The 21,604-nt window shown below is 61.8% G+C and carries 18 protein-coding genes and 1 other RNA gene; 6 read left to right on the forward strand and 13 right to left on the reverse strand.

What is annotated here, in order from left to right; genetic code table 11:
• Positions 1–228: 228 nt before the first annotated feature.
• The 10 genes from ACFY68_RS22210 to ACFY68_RS22255 form a co-directional block, all read right to left on the reverse strand.
• Entirely contained in the window at positions 229–489 is a 261-nt protein-coding gene (locus ACFY68_RS22210) for a hypothetical protein (protein WP_387531797.1), read from the reverse strand.
• Positions 486–1,466 (reverse strand): integrase domain-containing protein, encoded by a 981-nt coding sequence (locus tag ACFY68_RS22215; protein WP_387531925.1) that lies wholly within the window; start codon positions 1,464–1,466, stop codon positions 486–488. Before ACFY68_RS22215 ends, ACFY68_RS22210 begins: the two co-directional genes overlap by 4 nt.
• Positions 1,467–1,785: 319 nt before the next feature.
• Positions 1,786–3,183, reverse strand: a complete 1,398-nt coding sequence (locus tag ACFY68_RS22220) for a YfjI family protein (RefSeq protein ID WP_387531800.1) — start codon at positions 3,181–3,183, stop codon at positions 1,786–1,788.
• Between the two features lie 738 nt (positions 3,184–3,921).
• Positions 3,922–4,313: a transfer-messenger RNA gene (ssrA, locus tag ACFY68_RS22225) on the reverse strand.
• Positions 4,314–4,408: 95 nt separating this feature from the next.
• Positions 4,409–4,702 carry a hypothetical protein gene (locus tag ACFY68_RS22230; RefSeq protein ID WP_346615310.1) on the reverse strand — a complete coding sequence of 98 codons (294 nt, stop codon included), beginning with the start codon at positions 4,700–4,702 and terminating at the stop codon, positions 4,409–4,411.
• 201 nt (positions 4,703–4,903) lie between these two features.
• Positions 4,904–5,152 (reverse strand): DUF3077 domain-containing protein, encoded by a 249-nt coding sequence (locus tag ACFY68_RS22235; RefSeq protein ID WP_387531803.1) that lies wholly within the window; start codon positions 5,150–5,152, stop codon positions 4,904–4,906.
• Between the two features lie 4 nt (positions 5,153–5,156).
• Positions 5,157–5,426 (reverse strand): hypothetical protein, encoded by a 270-nt coding sequence (locus ACFY68_RS22240; RefSeq protein WP_387531806.1) that lies wholly within the window; start codon positions 5,424–5,426, stop codon positions 5,157–5,159.
• Between the two features lie 1,105 nt (positions 5,427–6,531).
• Entirely contained in the window at positions 6,532–9,342 is a 2,811-nt protein-coding gene (locus ACFY68_RS22245; protein ID WP_387531809.1) for an FAD-binding and (Fe-S)-binding domain-containing protein, read from the reverse strand.
• Between the two features lie 88 nt (positions 9,343–9,430).
• Positions 9,431–10,576 carry an FMN-dependent L-lactate dehydrogenase LldD gene (gene lldD, locus ACFY68_RS22250; protein WP_346615314.1) on the reverse strand — a complete coding sequence of 382 codons (1,146 nt, stop codon included), beginning with the start codon at positions 10,574–10,576 and terminating at the stop codon, positions 9,431–9,433.
• Positions 10,577–10,637: 61 nt separating this feature from the next.
• Positions 10,638–12,308 carry a lactate permease LctP family transporter gene (locus ACFY68_RS22255; protein ID WP_387531812.1) on the reverse strand — a complete coding sequence of 557 codons (1,671 nt, stop codon included), beginning with the start codon at positions 12,306–12,308 and terminating at the stop codon, positions 10,638–10,640.
• Positions 12,309–12,561: 253 nt separating this feature from the next.
• Between ACFY68_RS22255 and ACFY68_RS22260 the strand changes: the two genes are divergently transcribed.
• Positions 12,562–13,329 (forward strand): FCD domain-containing protein, encoded by a 768-nt coding sequence (locus ACFY68_RS22260; RefSeq protein WP_346615316.1) that lies wholly within the window; start codon positions 12,562–12,564, stop codon positions 13,327–13,329.
• Positions 13,330–13,453: 124 nt separating this feature from the next.
• Here ACFY68_RS22260 and smpB read toward each other — a convergent pair whose 3' ends face one another.
• Positions 13,454–13,936, reverse strand: coding sequence for an SsrA-binding protein SmpB (gene smpB / locus ACFY68_RS22265; RefSeq protein ID WP_012312633.1), 483 nt, complete (start codon positions 13,934–13,936; stop codon positions 13,454–13,456).
• A gap of 163 nt (positions 13,937–14,099) precedes the next feature.
• On the opposite strand from smpB, the gene ACFY68_RS22270 reads away from it, so the two are divergent.
• Positions 14,100–14,534, forward strand: coding sequence for a type II toxin-antitoxin system RatA family toxin (locus ACFY68_RS22270; RefSeq protein ID WP_346615317.1), 435 nt, complete (start codon positions 14,100–14,102; stop codon positions 14,532–14,534).
• Between the two features lie 67 nt (positions 14,535–14,601).
• On the opposite strand, the gene ACFY68_RS22275 is transcribed toward ACFY68_RS22270, so the two are convergent.
• Entirely contained in the window at positions 14,602–15,138 is a 537-nt protein-coding gene (locus tag ACFY68_RS22275) for an outer membrane protein assembly factor BamE (protein ID WP_346615318.1), read from the reverse strand.
• Between the two features lie 97 nt (positions 15,139–15,235).
• Here ACFY68_RS22275 and fur point away from each other — a divergent pair, with 97 nt between their 5' ends.
• Complete coding sequence (gene fur / locus ACFY68_RS22280; protein ID WP_346615319.1) at positions 15,236–15,640, forward strand: ferric iron uptake transcriptional regulator; 405 nt, start codon at positions 15,236–15,238, stop codon at positions 15,638–15,640.
• A 195-nt stretch (positions 15,641–15,835) separates the two neighbouring features.
• On the opposite strand, the gene recN is transcribed toward fur, so the two are convergent.
• A complete protein-coding gene (gene recN, locus ACFY68_RS22285) occupies positions 15,836–17,509 on the reverse strand; it encodes a DNA repair protein RecN (protein ID WP_387531818.1) in 1,674 nt (557 codons plus the stop codon).
• 172 nt (positions 17,510–17,681) lie between these two features.
• On the opposite strand from recN, the gene grpE reads away from it, so the two are divergent.
• The 3 genes from grpE to dnaJ all read left to right on the forward strand — a co-directional run bounded on the left by grpE (position 17,682) and on the right by dnaJ (position 21,604).
• The gene (gene grpE / locus ACFY68_RS22290) at positions 17,682–18,254 is read left to right on the forward strand and encodes a nucleotide exchange factor GrpE (RefSeq protein WP_346615359.1); all 573 of its coding nucleotides are present in this window, start codon (positions 17,682–17,684) and stop codon (positions 18,252–18,254) included.
• A gap of 102 nt (positions 18,255–18,356) precedes the next feature.
• The gene (gene dnaK / locus ACFY68_RS22295; RefSeq protein WP_387531820.1) at positions 18,357–20,282 is read left to right on the forward strand and encodes a molecular chaperone DnaK; all 1,926 of its coding nucleotides are present in this window, start codon (positions 18,357–18,359) and stop codon (positions 20,280–20,282) included.
• A gap of 197 nt (positions 20,283–20,479) precedes the next feature.
• Positions 20,480–21,604 (forward strand): molecular chaperone DnaJ, encoded by a 1,125-nt coding sequence (gene dnaJ, locus ACFY68_RS22300; protein WP_387531823.1) that lies wholly within the window; start codon positions 20,480–20,482, stop codon positions 21,602–21,604.

A 21,604-nucleotide genomic window follows, 5' to 3' on the forward strand; every position in this document is an offset into this window, starting at 1 on the left:
TACCCAATTTTCTGTGACGGCCAGAAGGCGAAATTTTCAAAGAGAGTGCGGATCGGCCTTGCCTGAGGTGATCAGCGTCGTAGAAATGGATGAATGCAGTCGCGATGATGTCGATACTTTGGGAGTGAAATGGGAGTTGAACAGGTGTCTCATGTCACTATTTTTCAGGGCCAGAATTTTGAATGATGTCATTTTGACTTCTGCTTGTAAACGGGCAGCTGCGCCATGTCATTTTTTTCCTAGCCTCCTCCATATCAGTTTTGAAGTAAGTAGATAGTAATACCGTGTCGCGTCCGAGTGACCCTTCAGGTGCTGAGTAAGGAACCAGCGTAAATATTTAGCTTGCCACATCCAGGGATCATCTTGGTTCCATCTTTGCTGAATGGCTGCTTGCATGACTCGTGCTTGGAGTAGGTAACGTTTCTGCGTGGCCTTCGAACCGGTCAGTACGCCGCTCAGGAACAGCGTCATATCGAAGGGTTTGCTCATGTTCTCCCGCCAATGTAGGCCGACACCACGTCGATCCGGTTATGCCCGAGCTCTAGGCTGATTTGTTGGTGCGCCTGTTGATCGAGGTCATGGTTAATGCGATAGCAGTGGCCGCCATTGACCGGTGCGGCGTGGCCCGTGAGCTGCTCGTAACGTTCGCAGGCGTAGGCTGCGCGCAGTTCATGAAAACCCTTCAGCCCGTGTGTATGCAGTGTTTCGCGGGTGGGGAGCACGGTCTGTCGCAGGAGTGCGGCGTAGCTTTCGTTTTGGGTCAGCAAGTTGCGGCTGCCGGTCGGTGCCGCATGAAAAGAAAACTGCAGCGCCGCCTTCACCGCTTCATTGGCTATGATCCATCGCGGTGCTGATGCTCCCGAGCGGCCACCTTTGGTACCGTCCTGGATATTGATCCGAACAAGCGACTCGGCTTCGCGGTGCAAGCGTGGCAGGTCCGCCAGCATCGCTTCGCGCAGGCGCATACCGGTAGTCCGGGCCAACATAATGATAGCGGCCACCCGTTCGTACTGGTGTTCCACCAGTGACAGCGCCACTCGCTGTACTTCTTGATAATCTAGGCCGTCCGGCGCACGGGTGCGTACGTTGGAGCGGTGCTTTCCCAGCGTCTGGCTCGGGCTGATGACTTTCACGTCCTGATCACCGCGCAGCGCGGCGAGGGTTCGGTTAACGCTGCTCAGGCGGTTTTGCGCGGTGGCGATGCACAGTTCGCCTCGCTGGATCTGCTGGCGCAGGTATGCGACGTAGTCCTCCAGCGTCTGTCGATCAATCTGGCGTGCATCGTTGTAACCGGGGCCTTCCTCCGATCGGCACCAGCGCACGAAAGCTTGCCAGCGATCACCGTGTGCTTTGACGGTGGCGAAGTGGCCTCCGGCAAACAGATCTTCCAGAGCCTGCCGACCGGCGTAGCTCAGTTGGCGACCGTAGCCAAAATTGCGACCATCACGCCGACCGACCAGCGCCATTATCTTCACCTTGATCGTTGGTTTGTAGGAGCAGCAACAGGGCTTTCCAGTGCGGGCCGATGGTGTCCAACTGTCCCCAGTGCGCTGGGCGGATGAGGACGGCATTTTCGCTGCGTTGCAGCAAAGCCCCTTCTTCTTGCAACTGCTCGATAAGCCGAGCGAGGTCAGTTGACTCAGATGTTGGACGGCGACAGCGGCGACACTGGCGACAACCCCCGCCGCATCGGGATTGGCATGTGGCGACAAAGTGGTGGCAGTGGCGGCGACACACCGTAGCTCGGTCGGCGAGCGATGTTGCGCTCGATAGCGGCGCACGGCGTCATTGAGTCGGAACATGGCGCACCTCGAATATGTCCCCGTCATTGTCCAGCCAGTTATGGGCAACCAGCTGCAGCAATAACTCGAAGGTGTGCCGCATGCTTTTACGGGCAAAGCGAGGGCCGTTGCGTGTGATGTCGCGGAGGCGAAACGGTGGCCAGTTCTTCTTTATCAACCAGCGCAGCAGGCAGTCGGCCTCTGCGCGAAGTTTATTCAGAGGCTCCTGTTCAGTCAGTCGTTGGTTCTCGGCCAAGTAGTAATCCATCAGCGTAGAGGCGCGCTGAATGTGCATTTCTTCCAAGACAGTCGATTCTTCAACCACCGCCATCACACCAGCCATGCGTAGAACGTTCGCGGCGGCTTTGCCCGCAGCAGCTTGCACGTTGACCAACTCGCCGAACTCCCCTGACTCGCATTCAATGGTGTCGTGAATGGCAATCCAGGCCTCACGGGCGCGGGGGCTCAACTCCAGGGCCGCAGGGTTGAGGCCGCCGTCTTTATGGCGTGACCAAGGCTTCTGCATCAGCGCGGCAATGCGCTGCTGGTACAGGTGCACCTTTGGATCTCGGGTCAGGTCGATGGCTTTGTACAGCCGTTGTCCAACCAGACGCTCGGGCCAACTGATCAGGCAACGTCCCAAGATGCCTTGGTCTTTGATATCAGCGTCCTGCAGCAAGCGGTCGGCCAGGCGGGGTTGCAGCATCAAGTGCATGCTAAGACGGCGGTCATAGGCACGCAGATTTTCCCCAGCCATCGCGCGCGACCGATCAATCGGGCTGCCGTCCCATAACGTCGACAAGTGAGTGATGGCCTTGATCATGTTGTCCTTGTTCATGGTACTGCCGCCCAAAAACTGCCCGCCTTCATCGCTGAACAGCCCCATGCTCGGCAAACCATGGCAGAGGCTTTTGACCAGGCCTTCAATGGTCGGCTCAGCACTGAGGAGTCTCGGTTGGACGGGTTCAGGTTGGGCGTCCAGCGCTAGCTGTGCTGACTTTTTCGAGGTTGGCGATTTCGCGGTGAGGCTCATTGCAGCTCGGTGCGCCTTGAGTTGTTCGCCGTAGGCGATCCACTGCTGTCTCTCCCAGTCGCGTACTGCTTGCAGCGCAATCTGGTCCACCGCGCTCTTGCGATCACCCGAGCAAGTCACTGTCAGCAAGTACAGCGACAACGGATAGATTCGGCCGTCGAGGTGGACATTGCCGTGCGCTTGGCTCGCCAAAGCTGCCGTGGCTAAAACAGATTGCGCGGCCATGGCGCAGGGCACGCCGATCACATCGGCCATGCGTTCTACGGCCGGCCCCAAAAGATCGCCCAGCGCCGCGACCGGGTAGGGTAGGGGCGTAATCTGCTGTTCCAACAAGGGGCGTGGTGGCCCTTGTACTTCGCGCAGTTGCATAGCCGTCCTCCATTAATTACCGATCTCTCCCCCACGTCATCCCGCCAAGAATGCTGAGTGTTATCAGGGATCAAGGCCCCTGCGACCTGTGAGGGTGTCCACTGACGCGGGACTGGCGGCTCCTCACGACCAGGAGCAAGGGCATCTCATGATCTGGCCTCCTAAGCACCGATAGCGGTGGGCGGGTGGAGGCTGCACTGGCTGACGAGACCAGCGCCGCGAGATCCTGAGCCAGGTGCAAGCAGTACTGCGATGACCGGGGCATGCCTGACTGTCAGTCAGGTGCAGTCCATTCCCTGGTCTGCGGCACCATCATCTACAGTGCTGTTGCTGGTGACATCGGCGTTTGTCACGCCGATTGTCACGAGGGGGATTGCCGCAAAGCCTTGTGCGATCAGGGCTGCAGCAGTGTTAGAAGCGCCCGTCTCTTTTCTGGAAAAAGAGACGGGCGAACGGTTGGCGCAAAACGTTGGCCGAGCAGGTTCGTTGCTGCAGGGCTAAAGAGTTAGCGGGCAGCCGCACTAGGCGGATTGTTTAGAGGGCGTCCATCATTCTGGCGAATGACCGTGCGAGCCTCCGGGCGCGAATCGCACTTTGGGATGAACCACCGGGTTAGCGGCACGCGTTTGATACTGGCGTTCGCGAGAATCTAAAAGCCCGCAAAAGCGCTAAAAGCCCCGTGGTCACTGAATCGCAGACACAAAAAAAGACGCCCGAGGGCGTCTTCTTCTTAGGATTTGGTGGAGCCGGGGGGATTTGAACCCCCGTCCGCCAGTACTCCGCTGTCGGTACTACATGCTTAGCCGTGTCTACTGATTTAATCCGCAGCCGCCCGACGGGCAGGGTGCTTTGGATGAGTTGGGTAAGTTTTAGTCGCTTTGCCCCCAACGTGCTGCACGACGATCCTGTTCTGTATGACAATCATTTCGGGTTTACAGGCATCCCCTGATGATTGCTGGAGCCGAAGCTACCAGGAGAGCGGGCTCAGCTGCTTACGCAGCGAGAGCGTAACCCTCGTAGTTTTCGTCATTGGCAACTATAGAAAGTTGCAACAGTGGATTTACGAGTTCTGTTACCAACTCGGCATGCACCTAGAGTTTCGCTACCGGCGTCGAATCCTAATCGGCCCCACACTCAGCTCTAGCTGACCGTACCTTTCGGCACGTGGGCTGAGTATACGCGCTAAAGCGGGCGGCGTCGACAGCAGGTCGCCGCCCGCTTCAGTTCAGGCACCGCTGCCGCCGGCAGAGCCGCTGCCTTTCTCGGTTTTTTCGAGGCGTTCGAGCACTTTGCTGGTGATGGCAATGCATTCTTTGGTGTCGCCGGAGGCCTGGGCGGCCTTGGCTTTGTCGACTTGTTCGGTCAGGGCCTTGTCCAGGCCTTCTGATGTGGCGCCGGCGGTGGCCATGCTGTCGTCGATCTTCTGCAGGTTGCTGGTGCAGAGGTCGTCGGCAGCGAACACCGGGGAAGCCAGGAGGGTAGCGGCCGCGAAGAGGGCCGAAAGCGCGGTACCTTTCATGGGTGTCTCCTTGAAGGCCTCTGGAAGGTGGGCCTGTAAGGGTGGACTGCTGGGGTTTGGCGTGGGTTCAATCGGCGTGCTGGCTAGGGGACATGACTGTGTGTGGCGGGATGTTGCGGGCGAGGGTTTTGCCCTCGATTCGCGGGGCCAGCCTGCCCCCACAGGCTGGATTGCGCTGGGCCTGTGGGGGCGGGGTGGCGTTTAGTGAGGTTTGGTCAGGCCGCGTTCCATGTCGTCGATGAGTGCCTTGGCCATTTCGCTGAGGATGCGCGCCGCGCTGCCGGCCTGGCGGTCGTTTTCCATTTCGGCTTCGGTGGTGAGGTGGCGGATGCAACCGAGCAGGACTGAGAGCTGGCTGAAGGCGTGGTCGAAGGGGACGCCGGGTTGCAGGCGGAACAGGTCGAATGATTCCTTGCCTGCGGTGGTGATCTTTTTCAGTTCGTCATACATGGGATCACCTTTGCCTTTGCGCGTTGTAGAGGTCGGTCAAGGCGTGCTCGATCAGCGCTCGGGAGGTTTCGGAGGCGTGGGCGGCGTTGCTGAGCATGTTCAGGCCGGGTTCGCCGGCGTGGGTGCGGCAGTGTTCGTCGATGGTTTCGGCAACGCCGCGTAGCAGTTCGCTGGCGTGAGCGAGTGCATCGGGTGTGGGCATGTCGCTGTGGATGGAGAAGTAGGGGTTTGCGATGACGCGCAGGCGGGGTGGGTCGGGTACGATTTTCTTCATGGTCAGTTCCCAGTTTGTTGCTCAACGGGGGCCGCCAGCTTGAACCTTCTCACAGGGTTAGGGTGGCAGCCATGCGCGGGGTGAGAAACCGGTAAACATGGGAAATCCGGCCAGACCGAGGTCTGCCCGCGCAGGGCCGCCATTACGAGGCTGCTGTCATGTTTACGGGGTTCTCACACCCCATCGTTCGAAAACGACTCAGGGAAATTAGCCCTGATGGTTGTGAGCAACAACAGTGAAACGGCAGCGGCGGTCGTAGGATAATTCCCAAAGCATTCCATTCAGAAGCATTTGGTTGCAGGTTAGGAAATGTCTTACGGCTGGAGGGCGTAGGCGAGGGCTTTGCCCTCGATCGCAGGCAAGCCAGCTCCCACAATGGACCATGCCAGACGTTGGATAGTGCGCGGGCGGGTGACCGGGTTAGGGGATGTCTTACGGCTGGAGGGCGTAGGCGAGGGCTTTGCCCTCGATCGCAGGCAAGCCAGCTCCCACAATGGACCATGCCAGACGTTGGATAATGGGCCGGCGGGTGACCAGGCTAGGGGATGTTTTACGGCTTGAGGGCGTAGGCGAGGGCTTTGCCCTCGATCGCAGGCAAGCCAGCTCCCACAATGGACCATGCCAGACGTTGGATAGTGCGCGGGCGGGTGACCGGGTTTGGGAATGTCTTACGGCTGGAGGGCGTGGGCGAGGGCTTTGCCCTCGATTCGCGGGGCAAGCCCGCTCCCACAAATGGACCTCGCCAGACGTTGGATAGTGCGCGGGCGGGTGACTGGGTTTGGGAATGTCTTACGGCTGGAGGGCGTGGGCGAGGGCTTTGCCCTCGATCGCAGGCAAGCCAGCTCCTACAATGGACCATGCCAGACGTTGGGTAGTGCGCGGGCCGGTGACCGGGTTAGGGGATGTCTTACGGCTGGAGGGCGTAGGCGAGGGCTTTGCCCTCGATCGCAGGCAAGCCAGCTCCCACAATGGACCATGCCAGGCGTTGGATGGTGTGCGGGCGGGTGGCCGGGTTAGGGGATGTCTTACGGCTGGAGGGCGTGGGCGAGGGCTTTGCCCTCGATTCGCGGGGCGAGCCCGCTCCCACAATGGACCTCGGCAGACGTTAGATAGTGCGTGGGCGGGTGACGCGGTCTACCAGGTAGACGAGGCCGTGATAGTCGATGCCGCTGTGGGTGGATAGCCCGATCTCGCAGGTGCGGCTGGTGGATATGCCTTCGTTGCAATATTGCACCGCATCTTTGAGGGTGCGCAGCGAGTGGGCGTTGAGCTCCGGGGTGGTAAAGCCTTTGTCACCGGCAAACCCGCAGCAATGAATACCTTCCGGTATCACCACTTGCTTGCTGCAGCGGCGGGCCAGGTCGATCAGGGCCTGGCTTTCGCCCAGGTGCTGGGTGCTGCAGGTTACGTGCACGGCTACCGGCTCTTCCTGCGGGGTGAACTCCAGTTTGTCCAGCAGGTGGGTGCGGATGAAGCGTACCGGGTCGTACAGGTCGAGGCGGGTGTCGCCCAGGTCCTGTACCAGGCGCAGGGTGCAGGGGCTGGTGTCGCAGTAGATCGGGTCGAGGCCGCCGCGGCTGGCGTGCAGCAGGGCGTTGATCAACTCCTGGCGCTTGTGCTCGGCTTGCTCGGGGTAACCTTTGGAGGCGAACGGCTGGCCGCAACAGAGGCTGTCGGCGTTGTCGGGGAACACCACCTGGTAACCGGCTTTTTCCAGCAGGGCGCGGGTCTTGTCGAGCAGTGAGCTTTGTTCGCGGTCGGCGAAGGCCGGGCCCATTACCCGCGATACGCAGGCGGCCAGGTACACCACGCGGGGGCGGGCGTCGTTGCTCGCGGGGCCGAAGTCAATACTGCGCAGCGGTTGCGGCATGGCCGGGGTCCACTGCGGCAGGTGGCCTTTACTCGCCTTGCTCAAGGCCGCGCTCAGGCGGCCCAGGCGCGGGGCGCCCAGCAGCTTGCGGGCGGTGTTGGCGGCCGTCAGGGTCAGGCGGGCACCACCCAGCGCGGTGGCGAAGTGGTCGGCCAGCCAGTCGGCCGTTTTTGCGTGATCGGCCGCCTGGGCGCGCAACTTCTTCACCAGCTCGCCGGTGTTGATGCCGACCGGGCAGCGCTGGGCGCACAGGCCGGTGGCGGCGCAGGTGTCGATGCCTTGGTACTGGTAGGTTTGCAGCAGTTCGCGGGTGTCGATGCCGGCGCGTTTTTTTGCCTGGATGTCTCGCCACATGACGATGCGCTGGCGGGGGCTGAGGGTCAGGCCCTTGGACGGGCACACCGGTTCGCAGAAGCCGCACTCGATGCATTTGTCGACGATTTCATCGGCGGCTGGCAGCGGCTTCAGGTGCTTGAGGTGAATGGTTGGGTCTTCGCTCAGCACCACGTCGGGGTTGAGGATGCCGTTGGGGTCGAGCAGGCGCTTGAGCGCCCACATCAGCTGGTAGGCATCATGGCCCCACTCCAGCTCCACGAACGGCGCCATGTTGCGGCCGGTGCCGTGTTCAGCCTTGAGCGAGCCGCCGAATTCCACCGCCACCAGCTGCGCCACGTCGTCCATGAAGGCCTGGTAGCGCGCGACTTCTTCGGCACTGTTGAAGCCCTGGGTGAAGACGAAGTGCAGGTTGCCTTCCAGCGCGTGGCCGAAAATGATCGCCTCGTCGTAGCGGTGCTTGTCGAACAGCTGGAGCAGGCGGTTGACGCCTTCGGCCAATTGTTCAACGGGGAAGGTCACGTCTTCGATGATGACGGTGGTGCCGGTCTGGCGCACGGCGCCGACGGCGGGGAAGGTGTCCTTGCGGATTTTCCACAGCTGGTTGTACACCGCTGGGTCTTCGCTGAATTCGACCTTCTGCTCCAGGGGATAATCGCCGATGGATGCCATGACCTGTTGCAACTGTTCGTGCAGCAGCGACTGGCTGGCCGCGCGGGACTCGATCAGCAGGGCGCAGGCGTTGGCCGACAAGCCTTTTACCCACAGCGGCATGCCGGGCATGTTCTGCACCGAGCGCAGGCTGCGGCGGTCGAGCAGTTCAACGGCAGAAACCGGCTGGCGCTTGAGCACGGTGACCGCGCGGCAGCAGCTTTCGACGCTGGGGAATACCAGCAGCGCACTGGCTTTGTACGGGTGGTCGGGCACGGTGTCGTAGGTGACCGCGCTGATAAAGCCCAAGGTGCCTTCGGAACCGACCAGCAGGTGCTGCAGGATATCCAGCGGCTGGTCGTAGTCCACCAGTGCATTGAGTGACAGGCCGGTGGTGTTCTTCAGCCGGTATTTATGCCGAATGCGGTCGGCCAGTTCGGTGTTGGCGCGGGTTTCGCGGCCCAGCCGGGCGAGGGCGGCGAGCAGGTCGGCATGGCTGCTTTCGAAGGCCGCCACGCTGGCCGGGTCTTCGCTGTCCAGGCGGGTGCCGTCAGCCAGCACCAGGCGCAGGCCGGCCAGGGTGTGGTAGGTGTTCTGCGCGGTGCCGCAGCACATGCCGCTGGCGTTGTTGGCGACGATGCCGCCGATCTTGCAGGCGTTGATCGAGGCCGGGTCTGGGCCGATCTTGCGACCGAACGGGGCCAGCCAGGCGTTGGCCTGGGCACCGATGACGCCGGGCTGCAGGCGGATCTGCTCGCCCTGGCCACGGATTTCCTTGCCGCCCCAGTTGTCGCCCAGCACGATCAGCACCGAGTCGCTGATGGCCTGGCCAGACAAGCTGGTGCCGGCGGCGCGGAAGGTGACCGGCACGCGCTCGCGCTGGGCCAGGTGCAGCAACCCGACCACTTCGTCCTCGGACTCCACGCGCACCACCAGCTTGGGGATCAGCCGATAAAAGCTGGCGTCGGTGCCGAAGGCCAGGGTGGAGGTAGGGTCGTCGAAACGGCGTTCGGCGGGTATCAGGCGCTCGGCATCACGCAGGAATGCGGCGGGCAGGCTCATGCAATCTCCTCGCGGGGCCACGGCGTCTGGCGCGCCGTGTGCCCCGGTCATTCAGGCAGCTGTTGTAGGTGTCGGCACTGGCTGGTGCTCAGGCGCCCAGTTCGCGGACCAGCGAATCGCGGCTGATTTCGCTGATCGACTTGGCGCCGGTCAGCACCATGGCCACGCGCATCTCTTTCTCGAACAGTTCAAGCAGGTTTTTCACCCCGGCCTGGCCATGCACGGCCAGGGCCCAGAGGAAGGCGCGGCCGATCAGCACGGTGTCGGCGCCCAGGGCGATCATGCGCACCACGTCGAGGCCGCTGCGGATGCCCGAGTCGGCGAGGATCTTCAGGTCGCCCTTCACCGCGTCGGCAATCGCCGGCAGGGCGCGTGCGCTGGACAGCACGCCGTCGAGCTGGCGCCCGCCATGGTTGGAGACGACGATGCCGTCGGCGCCGAACTTGACCGCGTCACGGGCGTCGTCGGCGTCGAGGATGCCCTTGATGATCATCGGGCCGTCCCAGAATTCGCGGATCCATTCCAGGTCCTTCCACGAGATCGACGGGTCGAAGTTGTTGCCCAGCCAGCCGATGTAGTCGGCCAGGCCAGTGGGGTTGCCGCGGTACTTGGAGATGTTGCCCAGGTCGTGCGGGCGGCCCATCACGCCAACGTCCCAGGCCCACTCGGGGTGGGTCATGGCTTGCAGCACACGGCGCATCGGCCCGTTGGCGCCGCTCATGCCGGAGTGGGCGTCGCGGTAGCGTGCGCCGGGCACCGGCATATCCACGGTGAACACCAGGGTTTTTACCCCGGCGGCCTTGGCCCGCTCCAGGGCGTTGCGCATGAAACCGCGGTCCTTGAGCACGTACAGCTGGAACCACATCGGCCGGTTGATGGCCGGGGCGACTTCTTCGATCGGGCATACCGACACGGTGGACATGGTGAACGGGATGCCATGTGCGGCTGCCGCGCGGGCCGCCTGCACTTCGCCGCGGCGGGCGTACATGCCAGTGAGGCCGACCGGGGCCAGGGCCACGGGCATGCTCAGGGTTTCGTCGAACAGCCGGGTCTCGAGGCTGAGTTCGGACATGTTCTTCAGCACCCGCTGGCGCAGGGCGATGCCGGCCAGGTCCGAGACGTTGTGGCGCAGGGTGTGCTCGGCGTACGCACCGCCGTCGGCATAGTGGAAGAGGAACGGAGGCAGCTTGCGTTGGGCCGCGGCGCGATAGTCGGTGGAGGCGGAAATGATCATGGATTCTCGCAGCGTGGGTTGAAGGAGATGCCGGGCGCATGGGCGCCCGGCCCCTTTCACTTTAGTGATGAACCAGCATGCCGGTCAGCCAATAGGCCTGCACCAAGGTGATCAGGCCGACGATGGTGGCGAAGAACAGGCTGTGCTTCACGGTGAAGCGGAACAGGTCGGATTCCTTGCCGACCAGGCCGGTGGCGGCGCAGGCCACGGCGATCGACTGTGGCGAGATCATCTTGCCGGTTACGCCGCCGCTGGTGTTGGCGGCCACCAGCAGGGTGTCGTTGACCCCGATCTGGTGTGCGGTGGTAGCTTGCAGCGAGCTGAACAGGGCGTTGGACGAGGTGTCCGAGCCGGTCAGGAACACGCCCAGCCAGCCGAGGAACGGCGAGAAGAACGGGAACGCGGCGCCGGTGCCGGCCAGTACCAGGGCCATGGTCGACGACATGCCCGAGTAGTTGGTGACGAAAGCGAACGCCAGCACCATGCCGATCGACAGGATCGGCCAGCGCAGCTCCCAGAAGGTCTCCTTGAAAGTGGTCAGACCAGTTTTGAAGTTGATCTTGAGTACCGCCATGGAGATCAGCGCAGACAGGAAGATGGCGGTGCCGGTGGCGGAGATCGGGTCGAGCTTGAACACCGCTGGCATCGCGGTGGGTGCGGTGACGATCGGTGCGGTCTTGACCACCAGCTGGTCGAGGTGCGGAATGGCGAAGTTGAACACAAAGTTGTACATCGCGCCGCCCGGGGCGAAGGCCGCCTTGAACGGTTTCAGCGTCCAGATGGTGACCAGCACGGTGAGGATCAGGAACGGCGACCAGGCTTTGAAGATCTCACCGAAGCTGTACGGGCTCGGCTGGCTGCCAGTTGGTTGCACGACGGCGGCGCCGACGCTGGCCTTGGCTTCTGCGAACGAGCGCTTTGGCTGCCAGACTTTCAGGAACAGGGTGAGGCAGATCAGGCTGGCCAGGGCCGAGGTGATGTCTGGCAGTTCCGGGCCGATGAAGTTGGATGTGAAGTACTGGGTAACGGCGAAGCTCAGGCCGGCGACCAGGGCGGCGGGCCAGGTTTCTTTCACGCCGCGCAGGCCATCCATCATGAATACCAGCCAGAACGGCACGAACAGCGACAGCAACGGCAGCTGGCGGCCAGTCATGGCGCCGATGTGGAAGGCGTCGATGCCAGTCACCTGGCCGGCGACGATGATCGGGATGCCCAGGGCGCCGAAGGCGACCGGTGCGGTGTTGGCGATCAGGCACAGGCCGGCTGCGTACAGGGGGTTGAAGCCCAGGCCCACCAGCAGTGCGGCAGTGATGGCTACCGGGGCGCCGAAGCCTGCCGCACCTTCGAGGAAGGCACCGAAGCAGAAGCCGATCAGCAGCACTTGCAGGCGCTGGTCGTCGGTAATCGACAGCACCGAGCTGCGGATCACTTCGAACTGGCCGCTCTTGACCGTGAGTTTGTACAGGAACACCGCGGCAACGATGATCCATGCGATTGGCCAGAGGCCGTAGAGGAAGCCGTAACCTGCAGCGGCGAGGGCCATGTCGACAGGCATCTGGAAGGCGAAGATCGCCACCAGGATCGACAGGCCAAGGGTGATGCTGCCAGCGACGTGGCCTTTGAGGCGGAACACGGCGAGGGCGAGGAAGAAGAACACGATGGGGATGACCGCCGCCAGTGCGGACAGGCCAAGACTACCAAGCGGGGAATAGAGTTGTTGCCAGGTTTGCATATGGGGTAACCCCTAATTGTTGTTGGTCAGCACTGGCATTGGATAATTGGTAATACCAATTTACAATGTCTGGACGCTAGGTTAAAAGCGCGGTTACGGGTGTGTCAATTTGTCCCGTGCAAAACTTTGGTCGTGTGCCGATGAGCGGGCGTGTGATGGCGTGGGAAAATCGTCGGCTGATGGGTGCTGGCGTGACCTGGATCGGCGAGAATAGAGGCCCCTGAAACTGCCGGGGGTTTGTGGAGAGTGTGTGATGGTTTTTGATCAGGTCCGCCAACGGCGCCTGTCCGACGACATCGTCGATCGGTTGGAAGGGATGATTCTCGAAGGCACGCTGACCTCTGGCCAGCGGCTGCCGGCTGAGCGCGCCCTGGCCGAACAGTTCGGCGTGTCGCGCCCGTCACTGCGCGAGGCGATCCAGAAACTGGTGGCCAAGGGGCTGCTGGTCAGCCGTCAGGGTGGCGGCAATTATGTGGCCGAATCGCTTGGGTCGACCTTCAGTGACCCGTTGCTGCAGTTGCTTGAGCACAGTGCAGAGGCGCAGCGCGACCTGCTGGAGTTCCGCCATACCCTGGAGGCTTCATGCGCCTACTACGCGGCGCAGCGTGCCACCGAGCCTGATCGTGCACGCCTGAAGGCCGCGTTCGATACGTTGCAGGATTGCTATGCGCGGGCTGATGAGGTCACCCGTGCGGAGGAGGGCGCAGCGGATGCGCGGTTCCACCTGGCGATTGCCGAAGCCAGCCACAATGCCGTGCTGCTGCACACCATTCGCGGGTTGTTCGACCTGCTCAAGCGCAACGTGGTAACCAACATCGGCGGCATGTACCAGCAGCGTACCGAAACGCGGGACATGCTGATCAGCCAGCACCGCGAGTTGTACCAGGCGATTGTCGAGGGCAGGGCAGAGGCGGCGCGGGAGGTGTCCAGCCGGCACATTCTGTATGTGCAGGAGGTGCTGGAAGAGGCGCAGCACGAAGCACAGCGCGTGGCGCGGGCAGAGCGGCGCAGCGGGCGCTGAGAATCGTTGTGGCAGTACCGGCCTCTTCGCGGGGCAAGCCCGCTCCCACAATGTTCGAGCTCGACCCGGCCACTGTGGGAGCGGGCTTGCCCCGCGAAGAGGCCCGCATGAGCAACAGAAAGCCTTAGTCTTCCTTGCCCTTGTTGCGCACGGCCCGCTGCAGCTCGCGGTTGGAATCGCGTTCGCGCACGGTATCGCGCTTGTCGAATTCCTTCTTGCCCTTGCCAAGCGCGATCTCGCACTTGATCAGGTGCTTGCTCCAGTACAGCGCCAGGGCCACACAGGTGTAGCCCTTCTGCGCCACCGCCGCTTCCACCCGCTCGAGCTCGCGCTTGTTCAGCAGCAGCTTGCGCGAGCGGATGGGGTCGGCGATGACGTGGGTGCTGGCGGTCGTCAGCGGGGTGATGTGGCTGCCGAACAGCCAGGCTTCGCCATCCTTGAGCAGCACGTAGCTGTCGGTCAGGTGCGCCTTGCCGGCCCGCAGGCTTTTTACTTCCCAACCGGACAGGACCAGCCCGGCCTCGAACTTGTGTTCGATGAAGTAATCGTGTCGCGCCTTCTTGTTTTGCGCGATGGTCCCGGTCGGATGTTTCTTTTGTTTAGCCATAGGGGCGGCATTATAGGCAACTCACCGCGTGATCGGCTACGGGATTTAGGCGAGCTTGAGCCACTGCAATGAATACCGGACAATACAGGCCCTGTCTTACGCACAGAACTTGTTTTCGGCATGCTGCGAAGCACCGCCACCCAGCCTTGGAAGTGACGCCTGGATGACTACCCATATTCAACGCTCCGCCCTGCTGCCGTACCCTGCCCAGGCGCTCTACGATCTGGTCAACGATGTGGCCAGCTACCCGAAATTCCTGCCCTGGTGCTCGGCTTCGACCGTGATCGAGGCCAGTGACACGCACATGCGCGCCAAGCTGGAAGTGGCCAAAGGCGGCATGAGCCAGCATTTTGTGACCAGCAATGTGCTTGTGCCGGGGCAGTCGATCGAGATGAACCTGGAAGAAGGGCCGTTTACCCAGCTGCATGGTGTGTGGGTTTTCAAGCCGCTGGGTGAGAAGGCCTGCAAGATCAGCCTGGACCTGTCCTTCGACTATGCCGGGCCGATCGTGCGGGCCACCTTGGGGCCGCTGTTCAACCAGGCAGCCAATACCCTGGTGGACGCCTTCTGCCAGCGAGCCAAACAGCTCTACAGCTGATTGCTGTTTACCCCGCGCCCACAAAAAAGCCCGGACCATCGCCCGGGCTTTTTCATGCCGCCTGCATTTACTGCGGCGAAGTATCCAGTGGAGCGGGGGTTGGCACCGGTGTCGTCTCGATGGTGTCGATCTCGCGCTGGATGGATTCTTCCACCGAGCCCGGCTTGGCAGGCTTCTCTGCCGGCTGCGGCGCTTGCTGCTCTGGCTGCGTGCCTGGGCTGACCGTGGTGTCGCTGCTGCCACCGAGGATTTCCTGGTCGCGGCTGACGCCTGGCATGAAGTCCCCGGACAGGCTGACCAGCTGGTCGCTGTCATTGAAGAAGATGCTCATGCGCTCCTGCTGGCGTTTGCCGCCACCAGGCTGCAAGCTGTACAGGTAATCCCAGCGATTGGTGTTGAACGTATCCTGGAGCAGCGGGTTGCCCATGATAAACCTTACTTGCCGACGGGTCATTCCGGGGCGTAATTGGTCTATCATGTCTTGCGTAACGACATTGCCCTGCTGGATGTCGATTTTGTAAACCCCGGGAAACGAGCAACCGGCGAGTGCGAGCAGTCCCACGAAGGTGAGGCTGGTTAGCAAGTGCTTGGTGTTGTTTTGCATCGGTGGGCGACTTCCACTATCTTGGCTGGACAACGTAAACCCCGATCATACCCGTATTAAGAGAAGCTGCGAAGCAGCATCGGCGAGAAAGCTGACCATGGTTGAAAATAGCGAATTGCGCAAAGCCGGTCTCAAGGTGACACTGCCTCGAGTCAAGATCCTTCAGATGCTCGATTCGACCGAGCAACGTCACATGAGCGCCGAGGATGTCTACAAGGCGCTGATGGAGGCTGGCGAGGACGTCGGTCTGGCAACCGTCTATCGCGTACTGACCCAGTTCGAGGCTGCTGGTCTGGTGGTACGCCACAACTTCGACGGCGGTCACGCGGTGTTCGAGCTGGCAGACGGCGGTCACCACGACCATATGGTCGACATGGAGACTAACGAAGTCATCGAGTTCATGGACTCCGAAATCGAGCGGCGCCAAAAGGAAATCGTGGCCGAGCATGGCTACGAGCTTGTGGACCACAATCTGGTCCTCTATGTGCGCAAGAAAAAGTAACGATTTCGATCGTTATGAATAGCAAAGGCGACCCTGGGGTCGCCTTTGTGCTTTCTGTTTGGGCAGAAAATGTTGTGGGGCTGTGCCGGCCTCATCGCGGGCAAGCCCGCTCCTACAGGTCCTGTGCAGGTTTCAGTCCCTGTGGGGGTACCTGTGGGAGCCGGCTTGCCGGCGATGAGGCCTGAGAGGGCAGCATCAGGCCTTGCCGCTGACCACCATCTTGCGCGCATGCGCCAACGATTCTTTGGTCAGGTCGATGCCGCCCAGCATGCGCGCCACTTCTTCGACGCGCTCGCGCTTGCCCAGGTTGGCCACGGCAGTGTGGGTGGTGTCGCTGTTGCGCACCTTGTGCACGAACAAGTGGTGATGGCCCTGCGCCGCAACCTGCGGCAGGTGGGTCACGGTCAGCACCTGGCCGCGCTCACCCAGCCGGCGCAGCAGCTGGCCGACGATTTCGGCGGTAGGGCCGCCAATACCCACATCGACTTCGTCGAATACCAGCGTAGGAATACGCGAGGTTTGCGCGGTAATGACCTGGATGGCCAGGCTGATGCGTGACAGCTCGCCGCCCGAGGCCACTTTGGCCAAGCCCTTGAGCGGCTGCCCTGGGTTGGCGCTGACCAGTAGCTCGATCTGCTCCAGCCCGTGTGGCGAGAGGTCGTTGCCTTCATTCGGCGTGAGTTCGATGCAGAAGCGCCCCCCGGGCATGCCCAGGCGCTGAATCTCCTGCTCGACCGCAATCGCCAGCTGCTGTGCAGCCTGCTGGCGCAACGCGCTCAGCTCGATAGCCCGTTCCTTGTAATGCTGCGCAAAGGCGGCCAGTTCTTCGCCCAGGCGCTCAATCGACTCGTCGCTGGCGTTCAGCCCTTCGATCTCCTCCATCAACTGCTGCTGCAGGTGGGGCAGTTCGGTCGGGTGTACGCGGTGTTTGCGCGCCAGGGTATAGATGGTGTCGAGGCGCTCTTCCAGGACCTGCAGGCGCATGGGGTCGGCATCGAAGTTATCTAGGAAGCGATTCAGTTCGCCGACCGCTTCTTCTATCTGTATCTGCGCGCTGGCGATCAGGTTGGACGCCTCGCCCAGCGCCTTGGGCGTGTTGCTGGCGGCGCCCAGGCGGTTGAGGCTGGTAGTGAGGGCGGCGAGCACATTGCCCGAGTCGCTCTCGCTGCACTGGTCGATGACCTGGCGGCAGATCCCGAACAGGGCTTCGGCGTTGGTCAGGTTCTTGTGTTCCTGCTCCAACTGCTCCAGTTCGTTTTCACCCAGGCCCAGGTTGTCCAGCTCTTCCAGTTGATAGCTGAGCAGCTGGTGGCGGGCGCGTTGCTCGTCACCGGAGTTGGTCAGGCGCTCCAGCTCAAGGCGGGTCTGGTTCCAGCGCTTGGCCGCCAGTTGCACCTGGCGGGCCAGGTCGATGGCGCCGGCGTACTCGTCGAGCAGGCGGCGGTGGGTGTCGGTTTTGAGCAGCGACTGGTGTTCGTGCTGGCTGTGGATATCGATCAGCAGCTCGCCCAGTGCCTTCAGGTCGCCCAGCGGGCAGGGCGTGCCATTGATATAGCCCCGGCTGCGGCCCTCGGCGGTGATGACCCGGCGCAGGATGCACAGGCCTTCGTTGGCCAGGTCGCGCTCGGCCAGCCAGGTGTGAGCTTCGGGGATGTCCACCAGGTCGAAAGTGGCCAGGATGTCGGCCTTGTCGGCGCCAGGGCGCACCACGCCGCTGTCGGCCCGGTCGCCGAGGGTAAGGCCGAGGGCGTCGAGCATGATCGATTTGCCAGCGCCGGTCTCGCCGGTAATGACGGACATGCCGCGGGCGAGTTCGAGGTCGAGGTGTTCGACGATGGCGTAGTTATGAATGGACAGGTGCACCAGCATGGGGGCCGCTCCCGAGGGTTGGGTCTGGTTATTTATACAGTACTTTTTTCTGCCCTGCCAATGCCTGCTGGTGGAATTTGCCTGCACCCTGAAAAGCGCCTTGCCCCTTGAAGCTGGTTTTTCCGGCCCCATATAGCCCGCAGACACGGCGAGCTTTGCTCGTACAACAGAAATTGCGGAGGAGAGACCCATGGCTGACGAACAGCTGAAAGACCAAGACCTTAACCCCGAAGAGGCCGGTGCAGTGGATAACGGCGCCCGCGTTCAGGAGCTCGAGGAGCAGCTGGCCGCCGCCAAGGATCAAGCCCTGCGTGTCGCCGCTGACGCGCAGAACAGCATTCGTCGCGCTGAGCAGGAAGTCGACAAGGCCCGCAAGTTCGCCCTCGAGAAGTTCTCGGGCGACCTGCTGCCGGTGATCGACAGCCTTGAGATGGCCCTGACCCATCTCGACCCTGCTGACGAACAGGTCAAGAACACTCGCGAAGGTGTCGAGCTGACCCTGAAGATGTTCCAGGACACCCTCAAGCGCTACAACCTCGAAGCCATCGACCCGCACGGCCAGCCGTTCAACGCCGATCATCACCAGGCCATGGCCATGCAGGAAAGCGCCGAAGTGGAGCCGAACAGCGTGCTCAACGTGTTCCAGAAGGGCTACCTGCTCAACGGCCGCCTGCTGCGCCCCGCCATGGTGGTGGTCAGCAAGGCGCCGAGCGCGGCGCAACCTTCGATCGATGAGAAGGCTTGAAATCCACCGGGGCATCCCCATCTAGGTGTCAAGCCTTCAAGTATTACTGCAGTTGGCCAAAAGTAGTCGCTGCTACCAAATTCTAGTTTCGGGAGAGTTAACATGGGTAAAATCATCGGTATCGACCTGGGGACCACCAACTCGTGCGTCTCCATTCTGGAAAACGGTAACGTCAAGGTCATCGAAAACGCCGAAGGCGCGCGTACTACCCCTTCGATCGTGGCCTACGCCAACGATGGCGAAATCCTGGTAGGTCAGTCGGCCAAGCGCCAGGCTGTGACCAACCCGCACAACACCCTGTTCGCAGTGAAGCGCCTGATTGGCCGCCGCTTCGAAGAAGACGTCGTGCAGAAAGACATCAAGCTGGTGCCGTACAAGATCGTCAAGGCGAACAACGGTGACGCCTGGGTCGAGGCTGCTGGCAAGGAAATGGCTCCGCCGCAAATCAGCGCCGAAGTCCTGAAAAAAATGAAGAAGACCGCCGAAGACTACCTCGGCGAGCCAGTTACCGAAGCGGTCATCACCGTTCCGGCCTACTTCAACGACAGCCAGCGTCAGGCCACCAAAGACGCCGGCCGCATCGCTGGCCTGGACGTAAAACGCATCATCAACGAACCGACCGCCGCTGCACTGGCGTACGGCATGGACAAAGCCAAGGGCGACCACACCGTCATCGTTTATGACCTGGGTGGCGGTACCTTCGACGTTTCGGTCATCGAAATCGCCGAAGTCGACGGTGAGCACCAGTTCGAAGTACTGGCCACCAACGGCGACACCTTCCTGGGTGGTGAAGACTTCGACATGCGCCTGATCGACTACCTCGTCGACGAGTTCAAGAAAGAATCGGGCATGGACCTGAAGAACGATCCACTGGCCCTGCAGCGTCTGAAAGAAGCTGCTGAAAAAGCCAAGATCGAGCTGTCGTCCGCTCAGTCGACCGACGTCAACCTGCCGTACATCACTGCAGATGCCACTGGTCCTAAGCACCTGAACGTGAAGATCTCCCGCGCCAAGCTGGAGTCGCTGGTCGAAGACCTGGTCAACCGTACCATCGAGCCTTGCCGCATCGCACTTAAAGATGCCGGCATCGATGCCAGCAAGATCGACGACGTGATCCTGGTCGGTGGCCAGACCCGTATGCCGATGGTGCAGAAAGCCGTTGCCGACTTCTTCGGTAAAGAAGCGCGTAAAGACGTCAACCCGGACGAAGCCGTTGCCATGGGTGCTGCCATCCAGGGTGCCGTTCTGGCCGGTGACGTAAAAGACGTACTGCTGCTGGACGTCAGCCCGCTGACCCTGGGTATCGAAACCATGGGTGGCGTGATGACCGCGCTGATCGAGAAAAACACCACCATCCCGACCAAGAAGTCGCAGGTGTTCTCGACTGCCGACGACAACCAGGGCGCAGTGACCATCCACGTGCTGCAGGGCGAGCGTAAGCAAGCTGCGCAGAACAAGTCGCTGGGCAAGTTCGACCTGGCTGACATCCCGCCAGCACCGCGTGGTGTTCCGCAGATCGAAGTGACCTTCGACATCGACGCCAACGGCATCTTGCACGTCGGCGCGAAAGACAAGGCCACCGGTAAGGCTCAGTCGATCGTGATCAAGGCCAACTCCGGCCTGTCGGACGAAGAAGTCGAGCGCATGGTGCGTGACGCCGAGGCCAATGCCGAGGAAGACCGCAAGTTCGAAGAGCTGGCCGCTGCCCGTAACCAGGGTGACGCGCTGGTTCACTCGACCCGCAAGATGGTTGTCGACGCAGGTGACAAGGTCACTGCCGAAGAGAAAACCGCCATCGAAGCGGCCGTGGTTGCCCTGGAAGCCGCTGTCAAAGGCGACGACAAGGCTGCTATCGACGCCAAAGTCGAAGAGCTGTCCAAGGTCTCCGCACCGGTAGCCCAGAAGATGTACGCCGAGCAGTCGGCCGAACAGCCTCAGGGCGGCGCTCAGCAAGCCGAGCCGGAAGCCAAGCACGATGACGTGGTTGACGCCGAGTTCGAAGAAGTCAAAGGCGACGACAAGAAGTAATCGTTGCATGTTGTCGGCCAGCTCACCGGCCTTTGTCGGTGAGCTGGTAGGATGTCGCCGCGCGGGGGCTTGCTCCCGCGTTGGCGTATCTGGAATTCGAGAATTTTTACAGTATTTGTCTGGGCCATTCGTGGTGTGCAGGCAGGTGCTGATGGCGCGGCGCGGATGCCTGACGCCCAACAAGGTGCAAATGACCTATGTCCAAGCGTGATTATTATGAGGTCCTGGGTGTCGAGCGCGGCGCCAGTGAAGCAGACCTGAAGAAGGCCTATCGTCGTCTGGCGATGAAGTTCCACCCGGACCGCAACCCCGGTGATAAAGAGTCGGAAGACAAGTTCAAGGAGGCCAACGAGGCCTACGAAGTGCTGTCTGACGCCAGCAAGCGTGCAGCGTTCGACCAGTATGGTCACGCCGGCGTCGACCCAAGCATGGGTGGCGGTGGTGCTGGCTTCGGCGGCGCCAACTTCTCCGACATCTTTGGCGATGTGTTCAGTGACTTCTTCGGCGGTGGCCGTGGCGGTGGTCGTGGTGGTGCCGCACGCGGCAGCGACCTGCGCTACACCCTGGAGCTGAACCTGGAAGAAGCGGTGCGCGGCACCACGGTCAGTATCCGTGTGCCGACACTGGTCAACTGCCAGCCATGCGACGGCAGCGGTGCGAAAAAGGGCTCGACCCCGTCCACTTGCCCAACCTGCGGCGGTATCGGCCAGGTGCGCATGCAGCAGGGCTTCTTCTCGGTGCAGCAAACCTGCCCGCGCTGCCATGGCCAGGGCAAGATCATCACCGACCCTTGCAACTCGTGCCATGGCGAAGGCCGTGTCGAGGAATACAAGACCCTGTCGGTCAAGGTGCCGGCGGGCGTCGATACCGGCGACCGCATTCGCCTGTCTGGCGAAGGCGAGGCGGGCACCCATGGTGGCCCGACCGGCGACCTGTATGTGGTCATCAACGTGCGTGAGCACGAGATCTTCCAGCGTGACGGCAAGCACCTGTATTGCGAAGTGCCGATCAGCTACACCGATGCTGCCTTGGGTGGCGAGCTGGAAGTGCCGACCCTGGATGGCCGTGTGAAGCTGAAAATTCCGGAAGGCACCCAGACCGGCAAGCAGTTCCGCCTGCGTGGCAAGGGTGTGGCGCCGGTGCGTGGCGGTGGTGCGGGTGACCTGCTGTGCCGCGTGGCAGTGGAAACCCCGGTCAACCTCAGCCGTCGACAGCGCGAGCTGCTCGAAGAGCTGCGTGATTCGCTCGAAGGCGACAGCTCCCATTCGCCCAAGGCCAATGGCTGGTTCGATGGCGTGAAGCGCTTCTTCGGCGACCTCTGA

Source organism: Pseudomonas sp. NPDC012596 (assembly GCF_042902325.1).
Lineage (GTDB): Bacteria > Pseudomonadota > Gammaproteobacteria > Pseudomonadales > Pseudomonadaceae > Aquipseudomonas.